Origin of the sequence: Methylobacterium sp. PvR107 (genome assembly GCF_017833295.1) — a bacterium.
GTDB lineage: Bacteria > Pseudomonadota > Alphaproteobacteria > Rhizobiales > Beijerinckiaceae > Methylobacterium.
In genome coordinates this window covers 3,022,627-3,043,867 of record NZ_JAFIBW010000001.1, presented here as the reverse complement: position 1 = coordinate 3,043,867, position 21,241 = coordinate 3,022,627, and the positions used below count along the sequence as shown (strand labels likewise).

Sequence of the window (21,241 nt, the reverse complement as noted above, 5' to 3'; positions counted from 1 at the left end):
GGCTGGAAAGAAAGCCGTGGCGGTCGTCGACGACGACGAGGCCGTTCTGGATGCGACCTCCAGCTTCCTCGAAGCGCTGGGCTACGACACGCGGGCCTTCAACTCGGGCGAGGCGTTCCTGGCCTCGAGCCTCGCGGGTGATGTGTCCTGCCTGCTGACGGACATCAACATGCCCGGCCTCAACGGCCTGGACCTGCAGGAGCGCGTGCGGCGGGTGCGGCCGGCTCTGCCCATCATCCTGATGACGGCGCTGACGGACGACACCACGCGGCTTCGGGCCTTCGCCGGGGGCGCCCGCGATCTCCTGCGCAAGCCGCTGGCGGCCGACGACCTGATCCGCTGCCTGGAAGACACGATCGGGGCCTGAGACCGGTCGTGTCTCGGGCACGCCGCGGCGGCGCGGTGCAGGCTCATCACCCGGTGGAGCGCGCGCAGCATGGGACGGGACGCATGACGGCGACGGGGGCCGACGATCCGTTGAGCGGGCTCGCGCCCCTGCTGCGCGTGCGGCCGCATCTGGACGACGTCTGCCGCTTCGGCGGGAGCTGGGCCGCCCCGCACGCGCCGGAGCCGACCCGGCAGGCCTATTTCCACATCGTCACGCGCGGCCAGGCCGTTCTGCAACGACCGGAAGGGGAACCGCTCGAGATCGCCGCCGGGGACATCCTGCTCCTGCCCCGCGGCGACGCGCACATCATCCACAGCACGGGGCCGATGCCGCAGGCCAGGCTGCCCATCGCGGTGCGGCACCGGCACGACCTCCGGTTCAAGACCACCGTCGGGGCGGAGCCGGATGTCGAACTGATCTGCGGCCGCCTGCACTTCGAGGCCGCGCCGCAGAACCTGATCGTCACCGCCCTGCCGGACCTCGTCGTCCTGAGCGTCGGCGCGCAGCCGCTGGCGACGCGGTTCGAGCCTCTCCTCGTCGGCATCCGCGAGGAGCTGAGCGACGGGCGCGCCGGAGCCGTCGCGGTCGCCGAGAATCTCGCGAGCGCGCTGTTCATGATGATGCTGCGCGCGCATCTCGAAGCCGCGGCGCCCGCCGAGGGCCTGCTGCGCCTCCTCGGGCAGCCGGTGACTGCCCGGGCGGTGCTCGCGATGGTGCGCGATCCCGTGCGCGACTGGACGCTGGACGACCTCGCCGCTGTCTCCGTCGCCTCGCGGGCGAGCCTCGTGCGCGCCTTCCGGAAAGCCGCCGGGATCGCGCCCCTGGAATTCCTCACCGACCTGCGGCTGGGCCTCGCCCGTCATCGCCTGCGCGCCGGCACCGTCCCGCTCGAGGTCCTGGCGGTGGAGGTCGGCTACCAATCCGCCGCCGCCCTCAGCCGGGCGTTCCTGCGCAAGTACGGGATCCGCCCCGGCCACGCCCGACAGGCCGAGCATTCCGCCGATTCAGGCTGATCCGCGCGGTCATCCGCTTGCGCCGTCCGGTCATCGAGGGCGCGGCCGGCCACGATTACCTTCCTCGTCATCACGAAGGAGGTCGTCATGTCCATGATCGATTGGAATACGTACCGGCAGCAGGTCACGGCGGGCGTCGGACATTTCGGCCAGCTCAGCCCCGACACGGTGCGCGGCTACGGCACCCTCAGCATGGCCGGCCAGAAGACCGGTCAGCTCGACGCCAAGACCCGCGAGCTGATCGCGGTCGCGGTGGCGATCTCCCTGCGCTGCGACGGCTGTATCACGGTCCACACCGACGCCGCCCGCAGGCTCGGCGCCACCGAGGCCGAGCTGGCCGAAGCCCTCGGGGTCGCCACCAGCATCAATGCCGGCGCCGCGGTCGTCTACGCGACGCGCGCCCTCGACGCCTTCGCGGCCTCCGCCGAGGCCTGACCCACCCTCCCATCCGCTCGAGCAAGGGAATCGTGTCATGAACTCGCAGATCCGTCGCGTCCTCGGCCTCGTCTCGGGGCCGGGATCGAACCGCCTCGGCCTTCAGGCCATGCGGGTTGCCATCGCAATCATCTTCCTCTGGATCGGCGCGCTCAAGTTCGTGCCCTACGAGGCCGACAGCATCACGCCGTTCGTCGCCAACAGCCCCGTGATGGCGTTCTTCTACGTCCATCCGGACCAATACGCGCAGCACCTCACCCACGAGGGCGAGCTGAACCTCGCCGCGCGCGCCTGGCAGGCCGCCAACAACACCTACGCGTTCTCCCGCGGCCTGGGCACGGTGGAGCTGCTGATCGGCCTGCTCGTCCTCGTCGGGCTGGTGTCGCGGCGGCTGGGCCTCGCCGGGGCTGTGCTGGCCTTCCTCACGCCGTTCGTGACCCTGTCGTTCCTGGTCACCACGCCGGAGGCCTGGGTGGCGGCCCTGGGTGATGCCGAGCACGGCTTTCCCTACCTGTCGGGGGCAGGCCGCCTCGTCCTGAAGGACGTCACGCTGATGGCCGGCGCGTGGCTGGTCCTCGCCGACAGCGCCCGCGCCGTCCTGGCGCAGGCATCGACCCGAACCGCTCCGGCGCGGCTCGTGCCGCCCACGAAGGCGTAGCGGGCCGGTGGGCGGGGGCCGGATGTCGGCTCCCGCCACCGCGGTCTGGGACGCCTCGGCCGCCATCGGTCCGGGCGATGACCCCTAACCTTCGTATGATTCCGAACCGCTCGCGGCGCCTGTACGCCCGTTCGAACAGGATGTGATCGCGAGGCATCGCGTTCGTGGCGCGCCCGCGCGCGATTCCCCGCGTCGGGACATCGGGATCCGGCACGAGAACGGGTGCCACGTTGTGGAAGAGGTCGAACGATGATCCAGCTCACGATCAACGCGCGCCGATACGCGGTGGAGGCGGAGCCCGACACGCCGCTGCTGTTCGTCCTGCGCGACAGCCTGGGGCTGACCGGCACCAAGTACGGCTGCGGCATCGGCCAGTGCGGCGCCTGCACGGTGCTCCTCGACGGCGCGGCGACCCGCTCCTGCCAGATCCCGCTCGAGAGCGTCGGCACCCAGGCGATCACCACCATCGAGGCGATCGAGCAGGATCCGGTCGGCGCCAAGGTCGTGGCCGCCTGGGTCGGCATCGAGGTGCCGCAATGCGGCTACTGCCAGTCCGGCCAGGTCATGGCCGCCACCAGCCTGCTCAAGCAGACCCCAAAACCCTCCGAGGCCGACATCGCCGGCGCCATGACCAATCTCTGCCGCTGCGGCACCTACAACGCCATCGCCGCCGCCGTGCGGCAGGCCGCCGCCTGAGGAGGGCCCCATGACCGACCTCACGCCCCTCCGCCGCGCCGACCGTCGCCAGCCGGTCCGCAACCTCTCCCGCCGCGGCTTCCTCGGCGCCGCCTCCGGCGCGCTCTTCCTCGGAATCGGCCTGCGGATCGAGCCTGCCGCCGCGCAGACCCGCGCCGAAGGTCCGGCGGCCGTCGCCCCGAAGCCCGGCACCCGGGTCGCCGCCTTCCTGGAGATCCGCCCCGACAGCTCGGTGCGCCTGCTCAGCCCGTTCGTGGAGGGCGGACAGGGCATCAACACCGGGCTCGCCCAGACCATCGGCGAGGAACTCGACCTCGACCCGGCGCGCTTCACGGTCGAATGCGCGCCGCCCGGGCCGGATTACGCCGTCGTCAACGGCCTGCGCATGACCGGCGGCTCGTTCTCGACCCGCTCCAGCTTCGAGGCCATGCGCCGGCTCGGCGCCACCGCCCGCGAGATGCTGCTGCGCGCCGCCGCGGCCAAGCTCGCCGTTCCGCAGGACAGCCTGACGACCGCGGATGGCCGCGTGGTCCACGCCGCCTCCGGCCGCAGCCTCGGCTACGGCGAACTCGCCGCCGCCGCCCTCGCCCTGCAGCCGCGCGACGACGTCAAGCTGAAGGACCCGAAGGCCTTCCGCTGGATCGGCAAGCCGGTTGCGCGCCTCGACATGCGCGACAAGTCTACCGGCCGGGCCGTGTACGGCATCGACATCCGCCTGCCCGGCATGCTGCACGCCTCCGTCCAGCACGCCCCGCATCTCGGCACCGAGCCGGAGGCGATCGCCAACGAGGCGGAGATCCGGGCGATGCCGGGAGTCCAGGCCGTCCAGCGCCTGCCGGGGGCTGTGGCGGTGGTGGCCGACACGTGGTGGCGGGCGCGCAAGGGCGCGGAGGCGCTGCAGGTCACGTGGTCCAAGCCGGCCCCCGACGGCATCGCCACCGTGTCGGCCGGCTTCTCCTCGGCCGCGATGCTGGCCGCCCTGAAGGGGGCGACCGAGCCCGGCATCCCGGCCGAGCAGGCGGGCGACCCGGACGCCGCCTTCAAGGGCGCCGCCAAGGTCGTCGCGGCGGAGTACGACGCGCCCTACCTCGCCCACGCACAGCTGGAGCCGCCCTCGGCGGTGGCGAGCTTCACGCCCGACGGCAGCCTCGACCTGTGGCTGCCCAACCAGATGCCCGAGCTGTTCCAGCAGATCGCCGCCAAGACCGCCGGGCTGCAGCCCGATCAGGTCCGGATCCATTCGCCGATGCTCGGCGGCTTCTTCGGGCGCCACTTCTACTACGGGCCGGCCAACCCGTTCCCGCAGGCGATCCTGCTCGCCAAGGCCCTGGGCAAGCCGGTGCGGGTGCTGTGGTCGCGCGAGGAGGAGTTCGGCATGGACGCGCTGCGGCCCCTGAGCTTCGCGCGCTTCCGCGCCGCGCTCGGGGCCGACGGGATGCCGGTCGCGCTGGAGACGACGGCCGTGGGCGAGGGCCCGATCGGGCGCTGGTTCGGCGCGCTGTTCAAGTCGCCGGTCGATTCCTCGGTGGTGGAGGGTCTCGACCAGAAGCCCTACGCGATCCCGAACCGGAAGCTCAGCTACGTGAAGGTGCCCCACCCGGTGACCATCGCGTTCTGGCGCTCGGTCGGGCACTCGATGAACGACTACTTCTACGAGAGCTTCCTCGACGAGATCGCCCAGGCCGGCGGCCAGGATCCGTTCGCCCTGCGGATGGCGCTGCTGAAGGACAGCCCCCGCCACCGCACGCTGCTGCAGGCGGTGGCGGATCTGGCCGGCGGCTGGAAGCCGGGGCCGTTCCAGGCGGCGGATGGGACGCGCCGGGCGCGGGGCGTGTCGATGGCCTCGCCGTTCGGCTCCGAGACGGCGACGATCGCCGAGGTCTCGCTCAAGGACGGCGAGGCGCGGGTGCACGACCTCTGGATCGCGATCGATCCGGGCAGCGTGGTCAATCCGGCGATCGTGAAGCGTCAGGTGGAGAGCGCGGCGGCTCTGGGCCTGTCGTCCACGCTGCTGGAGCAGGTCGTCTACGAGGGCGGGCAGCGCCAGGCGCGGAACTTCGACGCCTACCCGATCCTCGACCGGGATCGGATGCCGCGGGTGCATGTGGCGATCGTGGAGAGCGGCGCGCCGATGGGCGGCATCGGCGAGCCGGGCCTGCCGGGCGTTCCGCCGGCGGTGGTCAACGCCGTGGCTCTGCTCACCGGCCAGCGCCTGCGCAGCCTGCCCCTGGCCAAGGCGCACCTTTCGGGGGCGTGATGCAACCACTGCGCGGGGCGCGGCGACGGCACTTGGAGGGCACGCGATGACGACGGCAGCCGCGCAGACGCCCCGATGGGCCCTGTTCAGGACCGGTCCGCGCTTCGAGTACCTGCCGGTCGCCCTGTTCGGATCGGTGATGGGGCTGACCGGCCTGAGCGCCGCGTGGCGGCTTGCGGCCCTGCGCTACCCTCTGCCGGGCCTCGTGGCGGACCTGATCGGGTGGCTGGCGCTCGCCGCCTTCCTCGCCCTGTCGGCGGCCTACGGGATGAAGGCGGTCACGGCCTGGCCCACGGTCCGCGCGGAGTTCCGCCACCCGATCGCCGGCAACCTGTTCGGGACCGTGCTGATCAGCCTGCTGCTGCTGCCGCTGGTCCGCGTCAGCCTCCTCCTGGCCCAGGGCGTCTGGATCCTGTCCGCGGCCGGCATGGTGGTGTTCGCGGTGGTGATCGTCAGCCGCTGGATGAGCAGTCGCCAGCAGCTCGCGCACGCGACGCCCGCCTGGATCGTGCCGGTGGTCGGGCTCCTCGACGTGCCGCTCGCCGCGCCGGTCCTCGGCCTGCCCCACACCCAGACGCCGACCCTGCTGGCGCTGAGCGTCGGCCTGTTTTTCGCCGTGCCGCTCTTCACCCTCGTCTTCGCGCGCCTCGTCTTCGAGGAGCCGCTCGCGCCGGCGATGCGGCCGACGCTGATGATCCTGGTCGCGCCCTTCGCGGTGGGCTTCTCGAGCTACGCCGCGACGCTCGGGCGGATCGACGCCTTCGCCGAGGGGCTGTTCCTGATCGGCCTATTCGTCTTCGTGATCCTCGTCGGCCTGCTCCGGGACCTGCCCCGGTGCTGCCCGTTCCGGGTGTCGTGGTGGGCCGTGAGCTTCCCGACGGCCGCGACGGCAGTGGCCGCCCTGCGCTACGCCGAGCACGCGCAGAGCGTTCTCGCCGACGGTCTGGCGCTGCTGCTCCTCGCCTTCGCGACGGGGCTGATCGGGGCGCTCAGTCTGCGGACCCTGACCGGTATCGCGCGCGGCGAGTTGCGCGCCCTCAGCGGCTGAGACGTCGACGCACGGGACCGCGCGCCACCGGCACCGATGGCCGCCAGCGTGCGATAAATCACTTGCTCGATGATCGTCAGCCTGAGTAGCTTGCATGATGCAACGGACATCCTTCGATCAGATGCCGTGTCCCGTGGCCCGCTCCCTGGATCGGGTCGGCGAGTGGTGGAGCATCCTCATCCTGCGCGACGCCGTCTACGGGCTGACGCGCTTCGACCAGTTCGCGCAAAGCCTCGGCATCGCACCCAACATGCTGACGCGCCGCCTGAAGGCGCTGTGCGAGGCCGGGCTGATGGAGCGGCGGCTCTACCAGGAGCGGCCCGCGCGCTACGAGTACGTGCTCACCGACACGGGCCGGGACTTCCGGCCCGTGCTGTGGACCCTGTTCGCCTGGGGCAACCGCCACCTCGCCCCGGAAGGCGAGAGCGTGAGCCTCGTGGACCCTGAAACCGGGTTGCCGGTCGATCCCGTCGTGGTCGACCGGCGCACCGGCCGGCCGCTCTCCGACGGTGTCCGCGTCGTTGCCGGGCCGGCGGCGAGCCCGCGGCTGCGGCGGCGCTTCGAGCGCCCGATCGCGCTCTGACCGGCAGGCGCACAACGCCGTCGCGCTTCGCTCTGGCCACCGCGCCGGTGCCGCTGATGCGCAAGGTCGCCCCGCCGAAGGGTCCATTCGCCGATGCGCACGGACGCGGCGGAGGCTGGAGGCGGGGCCGAATCCGCCAGACACGGAGACAGCGCCATGGATATGACCGCATCGACCACGCGCATCACGATCGAGCACGTGACGATCCCCTCGGCGAAACCCTTCGACGCCGTGCGCCAAGCGCTGGAGGATGCGGTCCCGCCCCTCGATCACGGCTACGCGGCGCTCGTCCAGGCGGGCCGGGCCGAGGAGGCGCGCAGCCAGCTGGCCCGCGCGGCCCCGCTCTCGATCTTCGGCCAGCGCGATCACGGCGCCCTGCTGCGGATTGCCGGGCTGGAGCGCAGGGCCATCCAGTACGACATCGGCAACCCGCTGACCGCCTCCCGCATGACGCGCCACGTGCTCTCGGCGGCCTTGTACGCGCCGATCCGGGTGCTGCTGCGGGAGGGGGCCGACGGCGTGGCGTTCGAGTACGACCGGCCGGCGACCGCCTTCGGCCAGTTCCACGATGAGGCCGTCGATGCGGTGGCACGGGATCTGGACGCGCAGCTGCGGGCGGCGCTGATCGCGGCGGCCGCGTGACCGGCCCTTCGGGTGCCCAGGCCCGTCCGGTCGCGCAGACCGAGGCCGGCATCCGTCGGGATGTCGCACGGCGTCTCGGGAGCGCGCGATCGCGGATCAGCGCGCGGTCGCAGGCCGAAGCCGCCGGATGAATGGAGCCGAGACTTGGCGGCAATGCTGCATGGCCTTACCCATCCTGTGATCCGGCGAGGAGCTTGCCGATGACGCGCACCGAGGACGTGACGGGTTGCCGGCGTCTGCCGGGCTGGGCACCGGGGCAGGCGCCTTCGCGGGCGGGATACCGCGTCCGCAACCCGGCCCGAGGAAAGGCGGCATGAGCGTCGGATTCGCGCCCGCGGCCGATAGGCTGATCGTCACCACCGCGGCCGATTGGAACGACGCTTGGTACCTGGTCTGCATGAAGGTCTCGACGATCGGGTTCGTCGTCGTCGACGCACGCGAACGCGTCGCCGCGATCGACGCGCTCCGGGCCGCCGGGATCACCGACATCTCCGGCTATCTCGACGCCGATCCCGCCATGGCGGACCGGCTGCGGCACGGGATGGTCATCCTCGACGTCAACGAGGCGGCCGTGCGGATGTTCGGCGCCGCCGGCCGCTCGGACATGATCGGGCAGCGCACGCAGCGCTTCTTCGATCCGCTCTGCACCGCGCAGGTCAATTCGGCGCGGGCCTTCGCGACCGGCGCCACCGCATTCCAACAGCAGGCGCACAGCGTCCGGCGGGACGGAAGCCGCTTCGAAACCCTGTTCTGCGTGGTGCCGCGGGCGGACGGGGCCACCTCCGGCCTGTGGCTGGCCTCCTTCGTCGACATCACCGAACACGTCCAGCGGCAGACATCCCTCAACACACTGCGTGACGAGCTCGCGCATGTCGCCCGGATCTCGACCCTGGGCGAACTCTCCGCCTCCATCGCCCACGAGATCGGCCAGCCGCTGTCGTCGATCGGCATGACCGCCGGGGCCATGCTGCGCCTCCTCCACCGGGAGGATCTCGACCGGGACCTGCTCCGGCGGCAATGTCAGCGCATCGTCGATCAGGTCGCCCGCGCCGGCGACATCGTCGATCGCACACGCCGCATGGCCACCAAGCGGGCCAGCGTCCGGACGCCCGTTTCCGTGGTGGAGGTCCTGACTGAATCCGTGCAGTTCGTGCGGCACGATCTCGACCGCATCGACGTCCGGTTCGGCCTCGCCTGCACGGGCAGCGACGCGCTGGTCCATGCGGATCGGATCCAGCTGCAGCAGGTCTTCGTCAACCTGCTGATGAACGCCATCCAGATCCACCGGCACGCCCGCACCGCGATGCCGGAGATCAGGATCGAGACCTCCGATCACGGCACATCGATTGTGATCGACATCCTCGACAACGGGCCGGGCATCGATCCGGTGAACGCCGAGAGGCTGTTCGACGGGTTCTTCACCACGCGCCCCGAAGGGCTCGGCCTGGGTCTCGGGATCTGCCGGACCATCGTCGCGGCGCATGGCGGTTCGATCGAGGCGGGCGCCCGAAGCCGCGCGCCGGGCGCCCGCTTTTCCGTCCGACTGCCGCTCCACCGGGCGTGAACGGGTCTCCGGATGCGCGATCCCGGGTGGCGGGGCGCTCGGCCGTCAGGCTGCGACGTGCGGTCGATCTCGGACCATCCGGATGGCGCTAGCGCCGCTCCTGATCGCGTTGGATCACAGGAGACGACCGCGTCCCGGGCCGCGGTCACCCCGTTCCTCCCCCCACATCCTGAGGTGCCGGCGCGCAGCGGAGCCCGCCTTCAAGGCGGCGCAGGTCGCACCTCAGGATGAAGGGAATGGCGTGGACGACCCTTCTCCGAAACGGCCCGCTGCCGGGCGCAACCCGATCGGCAAGGGCGCTAGATGAAATGGGCTGGCAACGCCAACGCTTGCGCGGATTGGATCAAGGCCAGCGCCAGGCCGGCGATCAGGATCCAAGCCACGATGCGGTCCGCGCCGGTCACGCTGCTGGTCAGCATCCGGGTGGCCATCCGTCGTCTCCCCCACTCCACAGCCGCGGATCGGCTGTCCTGAGACGACTTTATGGCCAAGCTGGTTTGCGTGCGGATTGCGTCGATTGTTGCGTGCTCCGAGCGGATCACGGGAGCTCCGGTGACAGGCCTCCCGACGCGTCGGCTCAGATCAACCCGACAGCCTCTTCCGGGAAGCGGATCGCGAACACCGCCCCGAGCCCGGGTCCCGCACTCTCGGCCGTGGCGCGGCCCCCGTGCAGTTCGGCGATCCGGCGGACGATCGAGAGGCCGAGGCCCGTGGAATTCTCTCCGCCCGTGGGTTTCGCCGAGAGGCGCTGGAAGCGCCCGAATACCCGGGTCGAATCCTCCGGCGACAGGCCGGGCCCGTGATCGGCGACCGCGCAGACCAGCTCCGCGCCCCGCGGACCCGGCTCGCGGCCGACCCGCACGGTGATCGCGCCGCCGCCCGGGCTGTACTTGATGGCGTTGGAGACGAGGTTGTCGAGGGCTTCGCGCAGGCGCTCGGCGTCGCCGCAGAGGAACAGCTCGTCCGGGCCGTCGCAGACGAGGGTCTGGCCCTTGGCGTCGGCGAGAGGCCGGTCAGCCTCGCAGACCTCCCGGGCGAGGCCCGCGAGGTCCACGGGCTCACGACGCAGGCTGATGTCGAGGGCGTCGTTCATCGCGTCCGCCATGAGGCTGTCGATCATGGCGGTCAGGCCCTTGGCGCTGGCGCGCACGTGCTGCACCTGCGCGCGCATCTGCTCGCGGTCGCCCTGCATGTCGATCAGGTCGGACAGCATCTCGGCGCGGCCGAGGATCACCGCCAGCGGGTTCTTCAGGTCGTGCGCGATGGTGCCGAGGATCTCGGTCTTGAGGCTGTTGGCCCGGCGCAGGTCCGAGCGCTGCAGGTCCAGCCGGCGGTTCGCCCGGATCAGCTCGGCGGTGCGCTCGACCACCCGCCGCTCCAGGCCGGCGTTCGTCTGCTGCAGCCGCTCGTAGAGGATGACGTTGTCGAAGGCGATCGACAGCCGGCTCGTGAACAGCGCGATGAGCGAGCGGTCGGTCTCCGAGAGCTGCCGGTCGGCCTCGATCAGCGCGACGATCTCGCTGCCGCTCGCGGTTTGCAGGTACAGGGTCGACCAATGCTCGCCGAAGCTGTGGCGGCGCTCGGCGAAGGCCCGCTCGACGAGGGGTTGCACCCGCTCCTCCAGCGGCCAGGCCGGCTCGCGGCCCGCGTAATGTCCGTAGCAGCCGGACCCGGCCAGCACGCAGAAGCGCTCCTGCGGGGCCGCGGTCTCGCGCAGGACCAGGATGCCCGCGCAGGCGACGTTCAGCAGCGAGGCGACCTGGGTGAGGACGCCCTCGGCCAGCCGCTGCATCGACTTGTGGTCGAGGAGCATCGGGGCGGCGTCGATGATGATCTCCAGCCCGCGCCGGGTCTCGTCGAGGCGCTTGAGCTGCTGGTAGGCGCGGAGCGCCGCGGTGAGGCTGGTGAACAGCTTGTCGGCGGTGAGCTCGGTCTTCGCCTTGTAGTCGTTGATGTCATAATCGACGATGATCCGCCGTTCCGGCGCCTGCCCGGGCTGGCCGGTCCGCAGGATGATCCGGACGGTCTCCTGCCGGAGGTCGCGCCGGATGTAGTCGACGAGGTCCAGCCCGGCATTGTCGGTCTCCATCACCACGTCGAGCAGCACCACCGCCACGTCGCGGCGCTCGGCGAGCAGCACCCGCGCCTCCGCGGCCGAGCGGGCGGCGAGGATCTCCAGGCCGCGCCCGTCGAGGGTGTAGCTCGCCAGGGCGTAGCGGGTGCCGTCATGGACCGCCGGATCGTCGTCGATCACCGCGATGACCCACGCCCCCGCATTCGGCTTCGCCTCGTCGAGATCGTCCGGAATCAGCGTGAGTGTGTCGTCATCCATGGCTGTGGCCTGAAATGCTGCTCGAAACCTGACGAGTACGCTAGCAATCGTGTTGAAAACTTGTCACGCTATCGTGATCCGATACGATTCCTATATTCGTTCCAGGGCGAAGCCGGAAAGTGCCCCCAGTCGCGATGAGCATGCCAGACAGGACTACGCCCGCTGCCACGCGCGGCGGCGCGGTGATGCCTTCGATTGCGGTCGTCGACGACGAGGCGGCGACCCGCGAGATGGTCGGTGATTACCTGAAGCTCCATGGCTTCGCGGTGGTCCTGTGCGACGGAGGATGGGCGTTGCGGGAGCACCTCGCCCGGCAAAGCCTGGATCTGATCGTGCTTGACCTGAACATGCCGGAGGAAGACGGGCTCTCCATCGTGCGCGACCTCAAGGCCCGTACGGCGATCCCGATCATCATGCTCACCGCGACGGCGAGCGCGATCGACCGGGTGGTCGGGCTGGAACTCGGGGCCGACGATTATCTGCCCAAGCCCTGCGAATTGCGGGAGCTGGTCGCCCGGGTGCGCTCCGTGCTGCGCCGCGTGCAGGCGCCGGGGGTTCCGATGGCTCCCGGCCCGGAGGAGGGACGCCGGATCCGGTTCGGGACCAAGTGGCTGGAACTCGACGCCCTGCGCCTGAGCGACGATGCCGGCCTCGAACAGGCCCTGACCCGCTCGGAATTCGACCTCTTGAAGGCCTTCGCCGACAACCCGCGGCGGGCCCTGTCGCGCGAGCGGCTGCTCGACCTCGCCGATGCCCGCGATCCGGACGCGTTCGACCGCGCCATCGACGTGCGGATCAACCGGATCCGCAAGAAGGTCGAGCCGGATCCCAGCAATCCGCGCTACATCCGCACGGTCAGGGGCCTCGGATACATCTTCCGTCCCGAGGGAGACTGATGAAGGGCGGAGAAATGTTGCGTCCCTAGGTGCGGACGCAACATTTCGGCTCTCGGACGGGCCGGGACGCAATAACCGCGGCACGGAAAGCCTCTATCAGCGTGGCAGGACCGAGGGCCGTGGGGGCCCGGAGGACGGGCCATGCGACATGTGATCGGACCCTCGTCGGCCGCGTCGGCCGGCACGCTCTGCGTTCTGGCGCTCGTCGGCCTGGTCGCCCCGGGCGGCGCGGCGCCGGTGGCGGATCGCGGTGCGCGGGCTTCCGCCGCGTCCCTCCGTGATGGCGCCGCCTGTGCCGGCGCGGCCTGGCCGTACCCGCCGGGCGCCTGCGCGGGCCTCGGCGCGGCGGGAGAGCGGGCACCGCGCCGCGTCCGGCTCATCGCGGTCGAGCCCGCGCCCGGCCTGCGGTGAGAGGCGGGGGCCGCCATGCCGCATTTCAGCGACGATCCCGGCGCCGGCGAAGATCCCGATCTGCTGCGCCGGCTCCGCCTAATGCTCCGCGGCCGGGATCCCGCGCCGCGGCCCCCGCCGACCCGGGCGGAACGCTTCGGCGTGCCTGCGCCGCGCGATGGCGCGCGTGACGCGCAGGATGCGGTGCTGGCCGGCCCCGACCCGCGACCGGCCGGATCCCAACCCCGCTGAGACCGCGCGTGGTGGGTGGCTGCGACGCCGTCTTTGCGAGCGCGGCGAAGCAATCCAGCAGCGCAGAGCCGGCCGGCCTCGTCGCGCCGCCCTGGGTCACGCTGCGGCGCGCGTGATGACGGAGCAGGCGGCATCGACCGAGGGCTGCAAACGGGAACAGGATAACCCGGTCGCCGGGCCGCGGGGATTGGTGGGAGCTCCGCCTGATTGCACCGCGCTCCGACACGGCTTTAAGTTGTTGCCGGACCCCTATGTCGGGACGCGGATGCGGGTTGGACCCAAGATCGCCCTGGTCGGAGGCGTGCCGATCCTCGCCGCCGGCGCGATCGCCATGGCCGGCTGGCTCCTCCTGGCCCAGGAGGAGCGCGCCCGGGGCGGGGCGGTCCTGGTCGCCGACGTGTACCATGACCTCGCCACCGCGCGTTTGGTCCGCGACCAGTACGCCGCCGCGGACGCGCAGGACCGGCCCGCCTATGCCGAGCGCTTCGCCGGCCTGGCGGCGCGGGCGGAAGCCGGCCTCGGCCGGCTCACGGGCTTCGCCCGCATCGACGCACAGCGGTCCCGCATCGCCTCGGTGGAGGCGGCGCTCGCCCGCTACCGCAGCCAGATGGACGCCTTCGTCCGGCGCACCCGGGAGAATGACGGCCTGATCCGCGAGATGACGCAGCGGGCCGACACCCTGATCGACCTCACCGACCGGGCGCGCCTGCGGCAGCAGGCCTCGAACGCCGACCTCGCCCGCTCGCTGGCCGAGAAGGTCGAGGCTTTGCGGGTCGCCCGCGGCCTCGTCGCCCGCCTCAACGTCCTGCGGGTTCGGACCGCCGAGAGCGCGGTGATTGCCGCGCGAGGCTCCGCCCAGGGCGCCGGCCAGGGCGCCGATCCGGCCGAAGCCGCGGTCTCCGAGTCCGAGGCTCAGCGCGCGCAGGCCCGCTTCCGTGCCGCCAGCCGCGACCTGGCGGCGGCGCTGCGGGCCGACGGCCGCGAGGCCGAGGCCGAGGCCCTCGACGCGCTGACCGTCGAGGCCGCGGGGCACAACCCGGACCGCGGCAAGCTCGACGGCTGGATCGAGCGCAACCTGAAGATCGAGACCTCCGGCCAGGAGAGCCTGCACGACGAGGTGGCGCAATTGCTGGCCTATTCGGTGGAGGCCAACGAGATCGAGCAGGCCACCCAGAACGTCGCGATCGGCACCCTCAAGCTCGGGCCGCGCACGGCGGGCGCCCTGCTGCACCGCGACGCGGCCCTCGCCGAGCGGCTGCTGGCCGAGGGCGAGCGCCTGGCCCGGAGCGCCAGCGCCCTGCCGATCTCGCCGCTGATCCAGGCCGACATGATCCAGGCCCTCGACGGCTGGCGGGCGCGCCTGACCACGACCATCGGGGGCCTGCGGAGCCAGAACGCCATGATCGTCACGATGGACGGGCTCGCCGCGACGATGATCGACAGCGCCAAGGCCCTGAACGACGCCTTCGTGGGCGATGCCGACCGGTTCGGCAGCTTCATCCAGCGGATCCTGCTCGCCGGCGCGGCCGGGCTGCTGCTGTTCGGTGCCCTGGTGGTGATCCTCGTCGCCCGCTCGATCCTGGTGCCTTTGCGCGCCCTGCAGGGCGACATGGTGATGCTGACCGGCAGCCCGGCGGGCGCGGCCGTGCGGGGCACGGGCCGCCGGGACGAGCTCGGCGACATCGCCCGCGCCACGGCCGTCTTCGTCTCCGAGATCGCGCGCCGGGAAGGGGCGCTGCGCCGGGCCAAAGATCAGGCCGACGTCGCCCTGGTCGAGCTGCGCCGGACCCAGGACAACCTCGTCCGGGCCGAGAAGCTCGCCTCCCTCGGGCAGCTCGTGGCCGGGGTCGCCCACGAGATCAACACGCCGCTCGGCATCGCGCTCACCACCGGGACGCTCATGAGCGACGAGGCGCGGACCTTCCGGACGGGGCTGTCCGCCGGCACGCTGTCGCGCTCCCGGCTCAACCATTTCGTCGACCGGGTCGAGGAGGGCGCCACCCTGCTCTGCACCAACCTCACCCGGGCCGCCGACCTCGTCCAGGGCTTCAAGCAGGTCGCGGTCGACCGGGTCAGCGACGAGAGCCGCAGCGTCGCGCTGGCGACCTGGCTCGACGACCTGCTGGCGAGCCTGCGGCCGCTGCTGCGCAAGGGCGGCCACAGGGTGGATCGCGCCTGTCCGGAGGACCTCGTCATCGACACCAATCCCGGCGTGCTGGCGCAGATCCTGACCAACCTGATCGCCAACGCGGTCGTGCACGGCTTCCGCGCGGGCGAGCCGGGCCGGATCGCCGTGGACGTGTCGGTGCGGGAGGGCGGCCTCGTGCGCATGGAGGTCCGCGACACCGGCCGGGGCATCCCGCCGGAGCACCTCGACCGGATCTTCGATCCGTTCTTCACGACGGCGCGCAGCGCCGGCAGCACGGGGCTCGGCATGCACATCGTCCACAACCTCGTGACCGCCAAGCTCGGCGGCCGCATCGCGCTGACCAGCGAACTCGGCCAGGGCACCCTCGTGCAGATCGAGTTTCCCGCGCGCCGCACCGAGGCGACGGCGCGGCCGCTGCCCGCCGCGATCGGGACGCCGTGAGGCCGGCCGCGGGAGGCCGGGCCGGGCTCCTCGCCCTGGCGGCGGGCCTGCTCCCTGGGCTTCTCCTGGCCCCGGGGCCGGCGGCGGCCCGCACCTTCGTGTTCTGCTCGGAGGGCAGCCCGGAGAGCTTCGATCCGGCCCTTGCCACGACCACCACCACGATGAACGCGGCCTGGCAGGTCTACAACACGCTGGTGGAGTTCGCGCCCGGCACCACGACGATCCGCCCGGGCCTCGCCGAATCCTGGACGGTCTCGGAGGACGGGCGGACCTACGTCTTCGCCCTGCGGGACGGCGTGCGCTTCCACGCCAACGCGCGCTTCACCCCGACGCGCCCGCTGAACGCCGAGGACGTGGTGTTCTCCTTCAGCCGCCAGCGGCGCCCCGGACCCGACGGCGCCGCGCCGGGCTTCACCTACTTCCACGATCTCGGCCTCGCCGACCTGATCGAGGCCATCGACGCACCGGATCCGCGCCACGTCCGCTTCCGGCTGCGCGAGGCCGACACCACCTTCCTCGCCAACATCGCCCAGGCCTTCGGCGCCATCCTGTCGGCCGAGTACGCGGCGATTCTCGCGGCCGGCAACGCGTCGGACGACCTCGCGCGCGCGCCGATCGGGACCGGCCCGTTCGTGTTCGAGGGCTACCGGCCGGATCAAATCCTGCGCTACCGCGCCTTCCCGGATTACTGGCGCCGCAAAGCGGAGGACGGCGAACGGGGCGAGCGCCCGGACGGCCTCGTCTTCGCGATCACCCCGAATGCGGCGGTGCGGCTGACCAAGCTGCGGGCCGGGGAGTGCCACGCCATGGCGTTCCCGGCGACCGGCGACCTCGACGCGATCCGGGCGGAGCCGGGCCTGACGCTGCTCGCGCTCGCCGAGCTGAACGTCGCCTATCTCGCGCTCAACACGACGAAGACACCTTTCAACGATGTCCGGGTGCGGCGCGCCGTCAACCTCGCCATCGACCGGCAGGCGATCGTGGCGGGCGTCTACGGCGATGCCGGCATCCTGGCCCAGGGGCCGCTGCCGCCGGGAATCTGGGCCCACGAGGCCGACCGGCCGGACACGCCCTTCGACCGCGCCGAGGCCCTGCGCCTGCTCGCCGAAGCCGGGCTCGCGGAGGGCTTCGAGACCGACCTGTGGTACCCGCCGGTCAGCCGGCCCTACAACCCGAACGGACGGCGCGTCGCCGACATGATCCAGGCCGACCTCGCGCAGGTCGGCATCCGCGCCCGCCCGGTCACGCGCCCCTGGAACGCGTACCGCGCCGCGCTCTACGGCGGGGAGCCCAGCCTGATGCTCTACGGCTGGACCAGCGACAACGGCGATCCCGACAACTTCCTGAACGTGCTGCTCGGCTGCAAGGCCGCCCAGGCCGGCGGGGCCAACCTCGCCCGCTGGTGCGACCCGGCCTACGACCGTCTGGTCGAGGCCGCCCGCCGCACCGGCGACCGCGAGGCGCGGCAGGCCCTGTACCGGCAGGCCCAGGCCATCGTCCGGCAGGCGATGCCCTGGGTGCCCCTGGCGCACACCAAGGTCCATCTGGCGATCCGCAGCGACGTGCTCGGCCTGACGATGGACCCGCTCGGCCGCCACCTGTTCGAGACGGTGCGGTTCCGCGGCCCGCGGTGACGGTGCGGGCCGACCGGCCCGCCGCGCTCATTTCTTCGTCCGCTGCTGGAAGACCCGCAGCACCTGGTTGCCCCGGGCCACGGCGTCGTCGAGGGCCTGCTGCGGCGACTTCGCGCCGCTGAGCGCCGCCTCCAGCTCCTCCGCCCACAGGTCGCGGATCTGCAGCATGTTGCCCAGGCGCAGCCCGGCCGTGTTGCGCGTCGGCGGGCGCCGCGTGAGCTCCTGCACGGCGACGTGGAGCTGCGGGTGCCGCTCGAAGAAGCCTTCGGCCACCGCGTCGTCGTAGGCGGCGCGCGTCGTGGGGATGTAGCCGGTGTTCCGGTAGAGCGCGGCCTGCTGCCGTCCCTCCATGAGGAAGGCCAGGAACCGGGCGACGCCGCGGTACTCGTCCGGCGTCTTGCCCTGCATCACGTAGAGTGAGCCGCCGCCCAGGATCGCGTTCTGCGGCTCCGCGACCACGTCGGGGTAGAACGGCATCGGCGCCACCGTCCAGTCGAACCGGGCCGCGGTGGAGACCTTCCCGTAGAGGCTCGACGAGGTGAGGAAGAGCGCGCAGTCGCCCGAGACGAACCGGGATTCCCCGCGGTTGACGCGGTCGTTGTAGGCGAACACGCCCGCGCGCTGCAGGTCGACGAGGTTCTGCAGGTGGCGGACCTGGAGCGGGCCGTTGAAGACGAGCTCGGCGTCGTAGCCGTCCAGGCCGTTGGACCGGGTCGCGATCGGCCGGTCGTGCCAGACCGACAGCTGCTCGAGATGCACCCAGGTCGGCCAGGCGGAAGACAGCGCACACCGCTCGCCGTCCGCCGCCCTAAGCCGCCGCGCGGCCTCGAAGACCTCCGGCCAGGTCGTCGGCAGATGGTTGGCGTCGAGGCCCGCCTGCCGGAACCGGTCGCGGTTGATCCACATCACCGTCGAGGAGACGTTGAAGGGCAGGGACAGCATCCCGCCCTCCGAATCCAGGTAGTTGGTGGCGACGACCGGCAGGAAATCCTCCGGCGTCACCGCGAGGCCCGCCTCCCGCATCACGGTGGCGACCGGCCTGACGGCGCCGATGGCGGCCGCCATGGTCCCGTTGCCGACCTCGAAGACCTGGAGCAGGTGCGGCGCCGCGCCGGTGCGGTAGGCCGTGATGCCGCTGCTGATCGTCTCGGCGTAGCTGCCCTTGTAGACCGGGACGACCCGGTAATCGGCTTGCGACGCGTTGAAGGTCTCGGCGAGGCGGGTCACCAGCTCGCCGTTCGGCCCGTCGAGGGCGTGCCAGAACTGCAGCTCGGTGACGGCGGCGGCCGGGAGCGGGCGCAGCGCGAGAAGCAGGCCGGCGATCAGCACGCCCAGCCGGAAGAGCCCGCCGGGCGGGGCGTTCCGCGTCGCTCTGCTCATGCCAGCCGCTCCGGAAGCCAAAGCCGCAGCACCGTGCCGGCGCCGGCGCTGCTCTGCAACTCGACCCGCCCCTGGAGGCGGTTCACCACGAGGTTGTGGACGATGTGCAGGCCCAAGCCCGTCCCGCCGCGGGCGCGGGCCGTGGTGAAGAACGGGTCGAACACGCGGCCGAGATCGGCGCTGGCGATGCCGCGCCCGTCATCCGCGATGGACAGGTCGATCCCGCCCCCGGTCCGCAGCCCCGTGATGGTGATGCGGCCGCCCTCGCGGTCCCGGAAGCCGTGCTCGATCGCGTTCTTGACGGCGTTCGACACGACCTGCGCCAGGATGCCCGGAAGCGTGTCGACGACGAGGTCGGGCGGGCAGTCGACCACGAAGACGTGCCGGCCCGGCCGCGCCAGGGCCCGCAGGCTCTTCAGCAGCTCGTCGATCCAGTCCGCGAGGTTCAGCGCGCGGCGGTCCTCGATCGCCTGATCGGCCGCCACCTGCTTGAAGCTGTAGAGGAGGTCGGCGGCCCGCATGAGGTTACTGGCCAGGAGCTGCGCGCCCTCCTGCATCCGCCCGGCATACTGGGTCAGCCGCGAGCGGGAGAGCTGGTTTTCCTCGACCATGCGCGCGAAGGCCATCGAGTCGGACTGGACCTGCGTCGCCGTCGTCAGGGCGATGCCGAGCGGGGTGCTGATCTCGTGCGAGACGCCCGCCACGAGCTGGCCGAGCGAGGCGAGCCGCTCTGCCCGGATCAGGTCCTCCTGGGCCTGCCGCAGGGTCGTGAGCGCATCGTCGGCCCGCTGGGACGCCTTGCGTCGGTCCGCCTCCCGGCGGCGGATCTGCTCCAGGAACGCGTTGGTCGCCCGGGCGATGTCGCCGAGTTCGTCCCGCCGGGTGAGCAGGTGGCCGTCGCGGCCGATATCCTCCGGCGTGGGCGCGCCGGCGGCGGTGACGATGCTGTGCTGGAGGGCGTGCAGCGGCCGGGTGATCGAGCGCGCCACCGCGGCGGCGGCCCCGATCCCGAGGCACAGGGCCCCGACCGCCCCGACGATCAGGAGCTGCCGGATCACGCTGCCGAACTGGTCGGCGTCGTCGATGAAGGCCCGGCTCAGGGTCTGGGCGTTGGCGCTCATGGTGGCGGCCCGCCGGTCCATGTCGGCGATGGTCTCGTTCTGCTCGCCGATCTTGTCGATCGTCGCGGCGAGCTGCGTGCGCCAGCCGTCGATCGCCCCCGCCATCTCGTCGCGGATGCTTGCCGGGATGAGCAGCGTCCGGGAGGTGCCGGACAGGTCCGCGCCCGCCGCCAGCACCCGCGACGCCTCGGAGGTGTCCCGGCCCGCCAGCGCCGCGTCGGTCCGCCGGGCGAGGCGCAGGGCCGTGAGGGCGATGTCCTGAGCGGAGAGTTCGGCCTCGTTCGAGAGGACCGAGTGGCGGATGAGGAGCGCGACCTCCTCGTAGAGCCGGCCCTGGCGGGCGACGTTCACCTGGACGAGCTGGTCGCACCACTCGACCAGGACGCGGCCCGCCTGGGTCGCGCGGGTCAGCTCGAACCCCTCCGAGAGCACCCGGTTGAGGTCGTCCTCGGTCCGGCTCCGGTCGCGATAGGCCTTCAGCAGCTCCGTCGCCCGGTCGGCCACCCCGGCCTCGCCGTCGACGCGCAGGACCCGGCGCAGCCTTTCGCCCACGGCGTCGAGCTGCTGCAGATCCGCGGCGAGTTCGTCGAACTCGATCGGGAAGACCGGGCGGCCGATGCGCGCCCGGTTCAGCTCCGCCGTGCTGATCGCCTCGCGCAGCTCCCGCAGCGCGGTGACGACGCCCTGGTTCCGCTCCAGCTCGGCGTCCTTGACGGCCAGCACGGCGATCAGCTGGGCATTGTCCTGCTGCTGGCGCCGGCGCGCGACGTCGGTCAGCGCCACCAGGGCGTCCGCCCGCCGGGCCATGTCGGCGATCGTCGCGGTCGCCGCCCGCTCGGAGAGCAGGAGCGCGCGCATCCGCGTCACCTGCGAGGTCAGGTCGCCCGTCACGGTCGCCACGAGGGCGGCCTGGCCGCGCGTCCGCGCGAGATGCTCCAGCCTTTCGAGCTGCGCCGTCGCCGTCGCCGCGCGCGCGTCGAAGCGGCGCTCGGCCTCGTCCCATCCCTCGATGCTGCCGCTCAGGGCATCCGCCCGCGCCCGGTTCATCGCCGCGAGCGTCTGCGCCGTCTCGGTCGCCACCACGGCGCCGGCCCGGGCGCGCTCGGCCTCGCGGAGCAGGATCCAGGCGCCGAGCGCGATCGCGGCCGCGACCAGGATCGGGATCGCCCCGACCACGAGGACGCGGCGCGCGATGCCGGACCTGCCGAACCCGCGCATCATCGCGCCCCACACCGTGTCCCGCGCCCCGCCACCGTTGCGGCCTCCCGTTCCGTCGCCGGCTCCGCGACGCCACAATCGGTTATTGTGACATCCGCGCGATGACTTCCCGAGAGCAATGAAGCAACACGGGACGCAATATTC

The 21,241-nt window shown here is 72.1% G+C and carries 18 protein-coding genes; 14 read left to right on the top strand and 4 right to left on the bottom strand.

Annotated elements, in window-relative coordinates; all coding sequences use genetic code 11:
- The first annotated feature begins 16 nt into the window (after positions 1 to 16).
- From JOE48_RS14400 to JOE48_RS14355, 10 genes are all read left to right on the top strand, one after another.
- Entirely contained in the window at positions 17 to 367 is a 351-nt protein-coding gene (locus tag JOE48_RS14400) for a response regulator (RefSeq protein WP_312893212.1), read from the top strand.
- Between the two features lie 8 nt (positions 368 to 375).
- The gene (locus tag JOE48_RS14395; protein ID WP_312893211.1) at positions 376 to 1,401 is read left to right on the top strand and encodes an AraC family transcriptional regulator; all 1,026 of its coding nucleotides are present in this window, start codon (positions 376 to 378) and stop codon (positions 1,399 to 1,401) included.
- Between the two features lie 87 nt (positions 1,402 to 1,488).
- Positions 1,489 to 1,836, top strand: coding sequence for a carboxymuconolactone decarboxylase family protein (locus JOE48_RS14390; RefSeq protein ID WP_210030764.1), 348 nt, complete (start codon positions 1,489 to 1,491; stop codon positions 1,834 to 1,836).
- 37 nt (positions 1,837 to 1,873) lie between these two features.
- Positions 1,874 to 2,494, top strand: coding sequence for a reactive chlorine resistance membrane protein RclC (rclC, locus tag JOE48_RS14385; protein ID WP_210030762.1), 621 nt, complete (start codon positions 1,874 to 1,876; stop codon positions 2,492 to 2,494).
- Between the two features lie 249 nt (positions 2,495 to 2,743).
- Positions 2,744 to 3,190: a (2Fe-2S)-binding protein gene (locus tag JOE48_RS14380; protein ID WP_210030760.1), complete on the top strand. Its 447-nt coding sequence runs from the start codon at positions 2,744 to 2,746 to the stop codon at positions 3,188 to 3,190.
- A gap of 10 nt (positions 3,191 to 3,200) precedes the next feature.
- Positions 3,201 to 5,447 carry a molybdopterin cofactor-binding domain-containing protein gene (locus JOE48_RS14375; protein WP_210030759.1) on the top strand — a complete coding sequence of 749 codons (2,247 nt, stop codon included), beginning with the start codon at positions 3,201 to 3,203 and terminating at the stop codon, positions 5,445 to 5,447.
- Positions 5,448 to 5,493: 46 nt separating this feature from the next.
- The gene (locus tag JOE48_RS14370; RefSeq protein WP_210030748.1) at positions 5,494 to 6,495 is read left to right on the top strand and encodes an SLAC1 anion channel family protein; all 1,002 of its coding nucleotides are present in this window, start codon (positions 5,494 to 5,496) and stop codon (positions 6,493 to 6,495) included.
- 97 nt (positions 6,496 to 6,592) lie between these two features.
- Entirely contained in the window at positions 6,593 to 7,078 is a 486-nt protein-coding gene (locus JOE48_RS14365) for a winged helix-turn-helix transcriptional regulator (protein ID WP_210035776.1), read from the top strand.
- A gap of 156 nt (positions 7,079 to 7,234) precedes the next feature.
- Positions 7,235 to 7,720, top strand: coding sequence for a DUF302 domain-containing protein (locus tag JOE48_RS14360; RefSeq protein ID WP_210030746.1), 486 nt, complete (start codon positions 7,235 to 7,237; stop codon positions 7,718 to 7,720).
- Between the two features lie 313 nt (positions 7,721 to 8,033).
- Positions 8,034 to 9,284 (top strand): sensor histidine kinase, encoded by a 1,251-nt coding sequence (locus JOE48_RS14355; protein ID WP_210030744.1) that lies wholly within the window; start codon positions 8,034 to 8,036, stop codon positions 9,282 to 9,284.
- Positions 9,285 to 9,583: 299 nt separating this feature from the next.
- Here JOE48_RS14355 and JOE48_RS30830 read toward each other — a convergent pair whose 3' ends face one another.
- Both JOE48_RS30830 and JOE48_RS14350 read right to left on the bottom strand, forming a co-directional pair.
- Positions 9,584 to 9,715 carry a hypothetical protein gene (locus JOE48_RS30830; RefSeq protein WP_280921317.1) on the bottom strand — a complete coding sequence of 44 codons (132 nt, stop codon included), beginning with the start codon at positions 9,713 to 9,715 and terminating at the stop codon, positions 9,584 to 9,586.
- 146 nt (positions 9,716 to 9,861) lie between these two features.
- Positions 9,862 to 11,616, bottom strand: a complete 1,755-nt coding sequence (locus JOE48_RS14350; RefSeq protein WP_210030742.1) for a DUF3369 domain-containing protein — start codon at positions 11,614 to 11,616, stop codon at positions 9,862 to 9,864.
- Positions 11,617 to 11,801: 185 nt separating this feature from the next.
- Here JOE48_RS14350 and JOE48_RS14345 point away from each other — a divergent pair, with 185 nt between their 5' ends.
- The 4 genes from JOE48_RS14345 (at position 11,802) to JOE48_RS14330 (ending at position 17,378) form a co-directional block, all read left to right on the top strand.
- Positions 11,802 to 12,512 carry a response regulator gene (locus JOE48_RS14345; protein ID WP_409518583.1) on the top strand — a complete coding sequence of 237 codons (711 nt, stop codon included), beginning with the start codon at positions 11,802 to 11,804 and terminating at the stop codon, positions 12,510 to 12,512.
- 141 nt (positions 12,513 to 12,653) lie between these two features.
- Positions 12,654 to 12,923 (top strand): hypothetical protein, encoded by a 270-nt coding sequence (locus tag JOE48_RS14340; RefSeq protein WP_210030737.1) that lies wholly within the window; start codon positions 12,654 to 12,656, stop codon positions 12,921 to 12,923.
- A 496-nt stretch (positions 12,924 to 13,419) separates the two neighbouring features.
- Entirely contained in the window at positions 13,420 to 15,744 is a 2,325-nt protein-coding gene (locus JOE48_RS14335; protein WP_210030735.1) for a HAMP domain-containing sensor histidine kinase, read from the top strand.
- Positions 15,741 to 17,378, top strand: a complete 1,638-nt coding sequence (locus tag JOE48_RS14330) for an ABC transporter substrate-binding protein (RefSeq protein ID WP_210030733.1) — start codon at positions 15,741 to 15,743, stop codon at positions 17,376 to 17,378. The genes JOE48_RS14335 and JOE48_RS14330 overlap by 4 nt, the downstream gene beginning before the upstream one ends.
- 27 nt (positions 17,379 to 17,405) lie before the next feature.
- Here JOE48_RS14330 and ugpB read toward each other — a convergent pair whose 3' ends face one another.
- Positions 17,406 to 18,758, bottom strand: coding sequence for a sn-glycerol-3-phosphate ABC transporter substrate-binding protein UgpB (ugpB, locus tag JOE48_RS14325; RefSeq protein ID WP_245252829.1), 1,353 nt, complete (start codon positions 18,756 to 18,758; stop codon positions 17,406 to 17,408).
- Complete coding sequence (locus JOE48_RS14320) at positions 18,755 to 21,100, bottom strand: sensor histidine kinase (RefSeq protein WP_210030731.1); 2,346 nt, start codon at positions 21,098 to 21,100, stop codon at positions 18,755 to 18,757. The genes ugpB and JOE48_RS14320 overlap by 4 nt, the downstream gene beginning before the upstream one ends.
- Positions 21,101 to 21,241 lie beyond the last annotated feature (141 nt).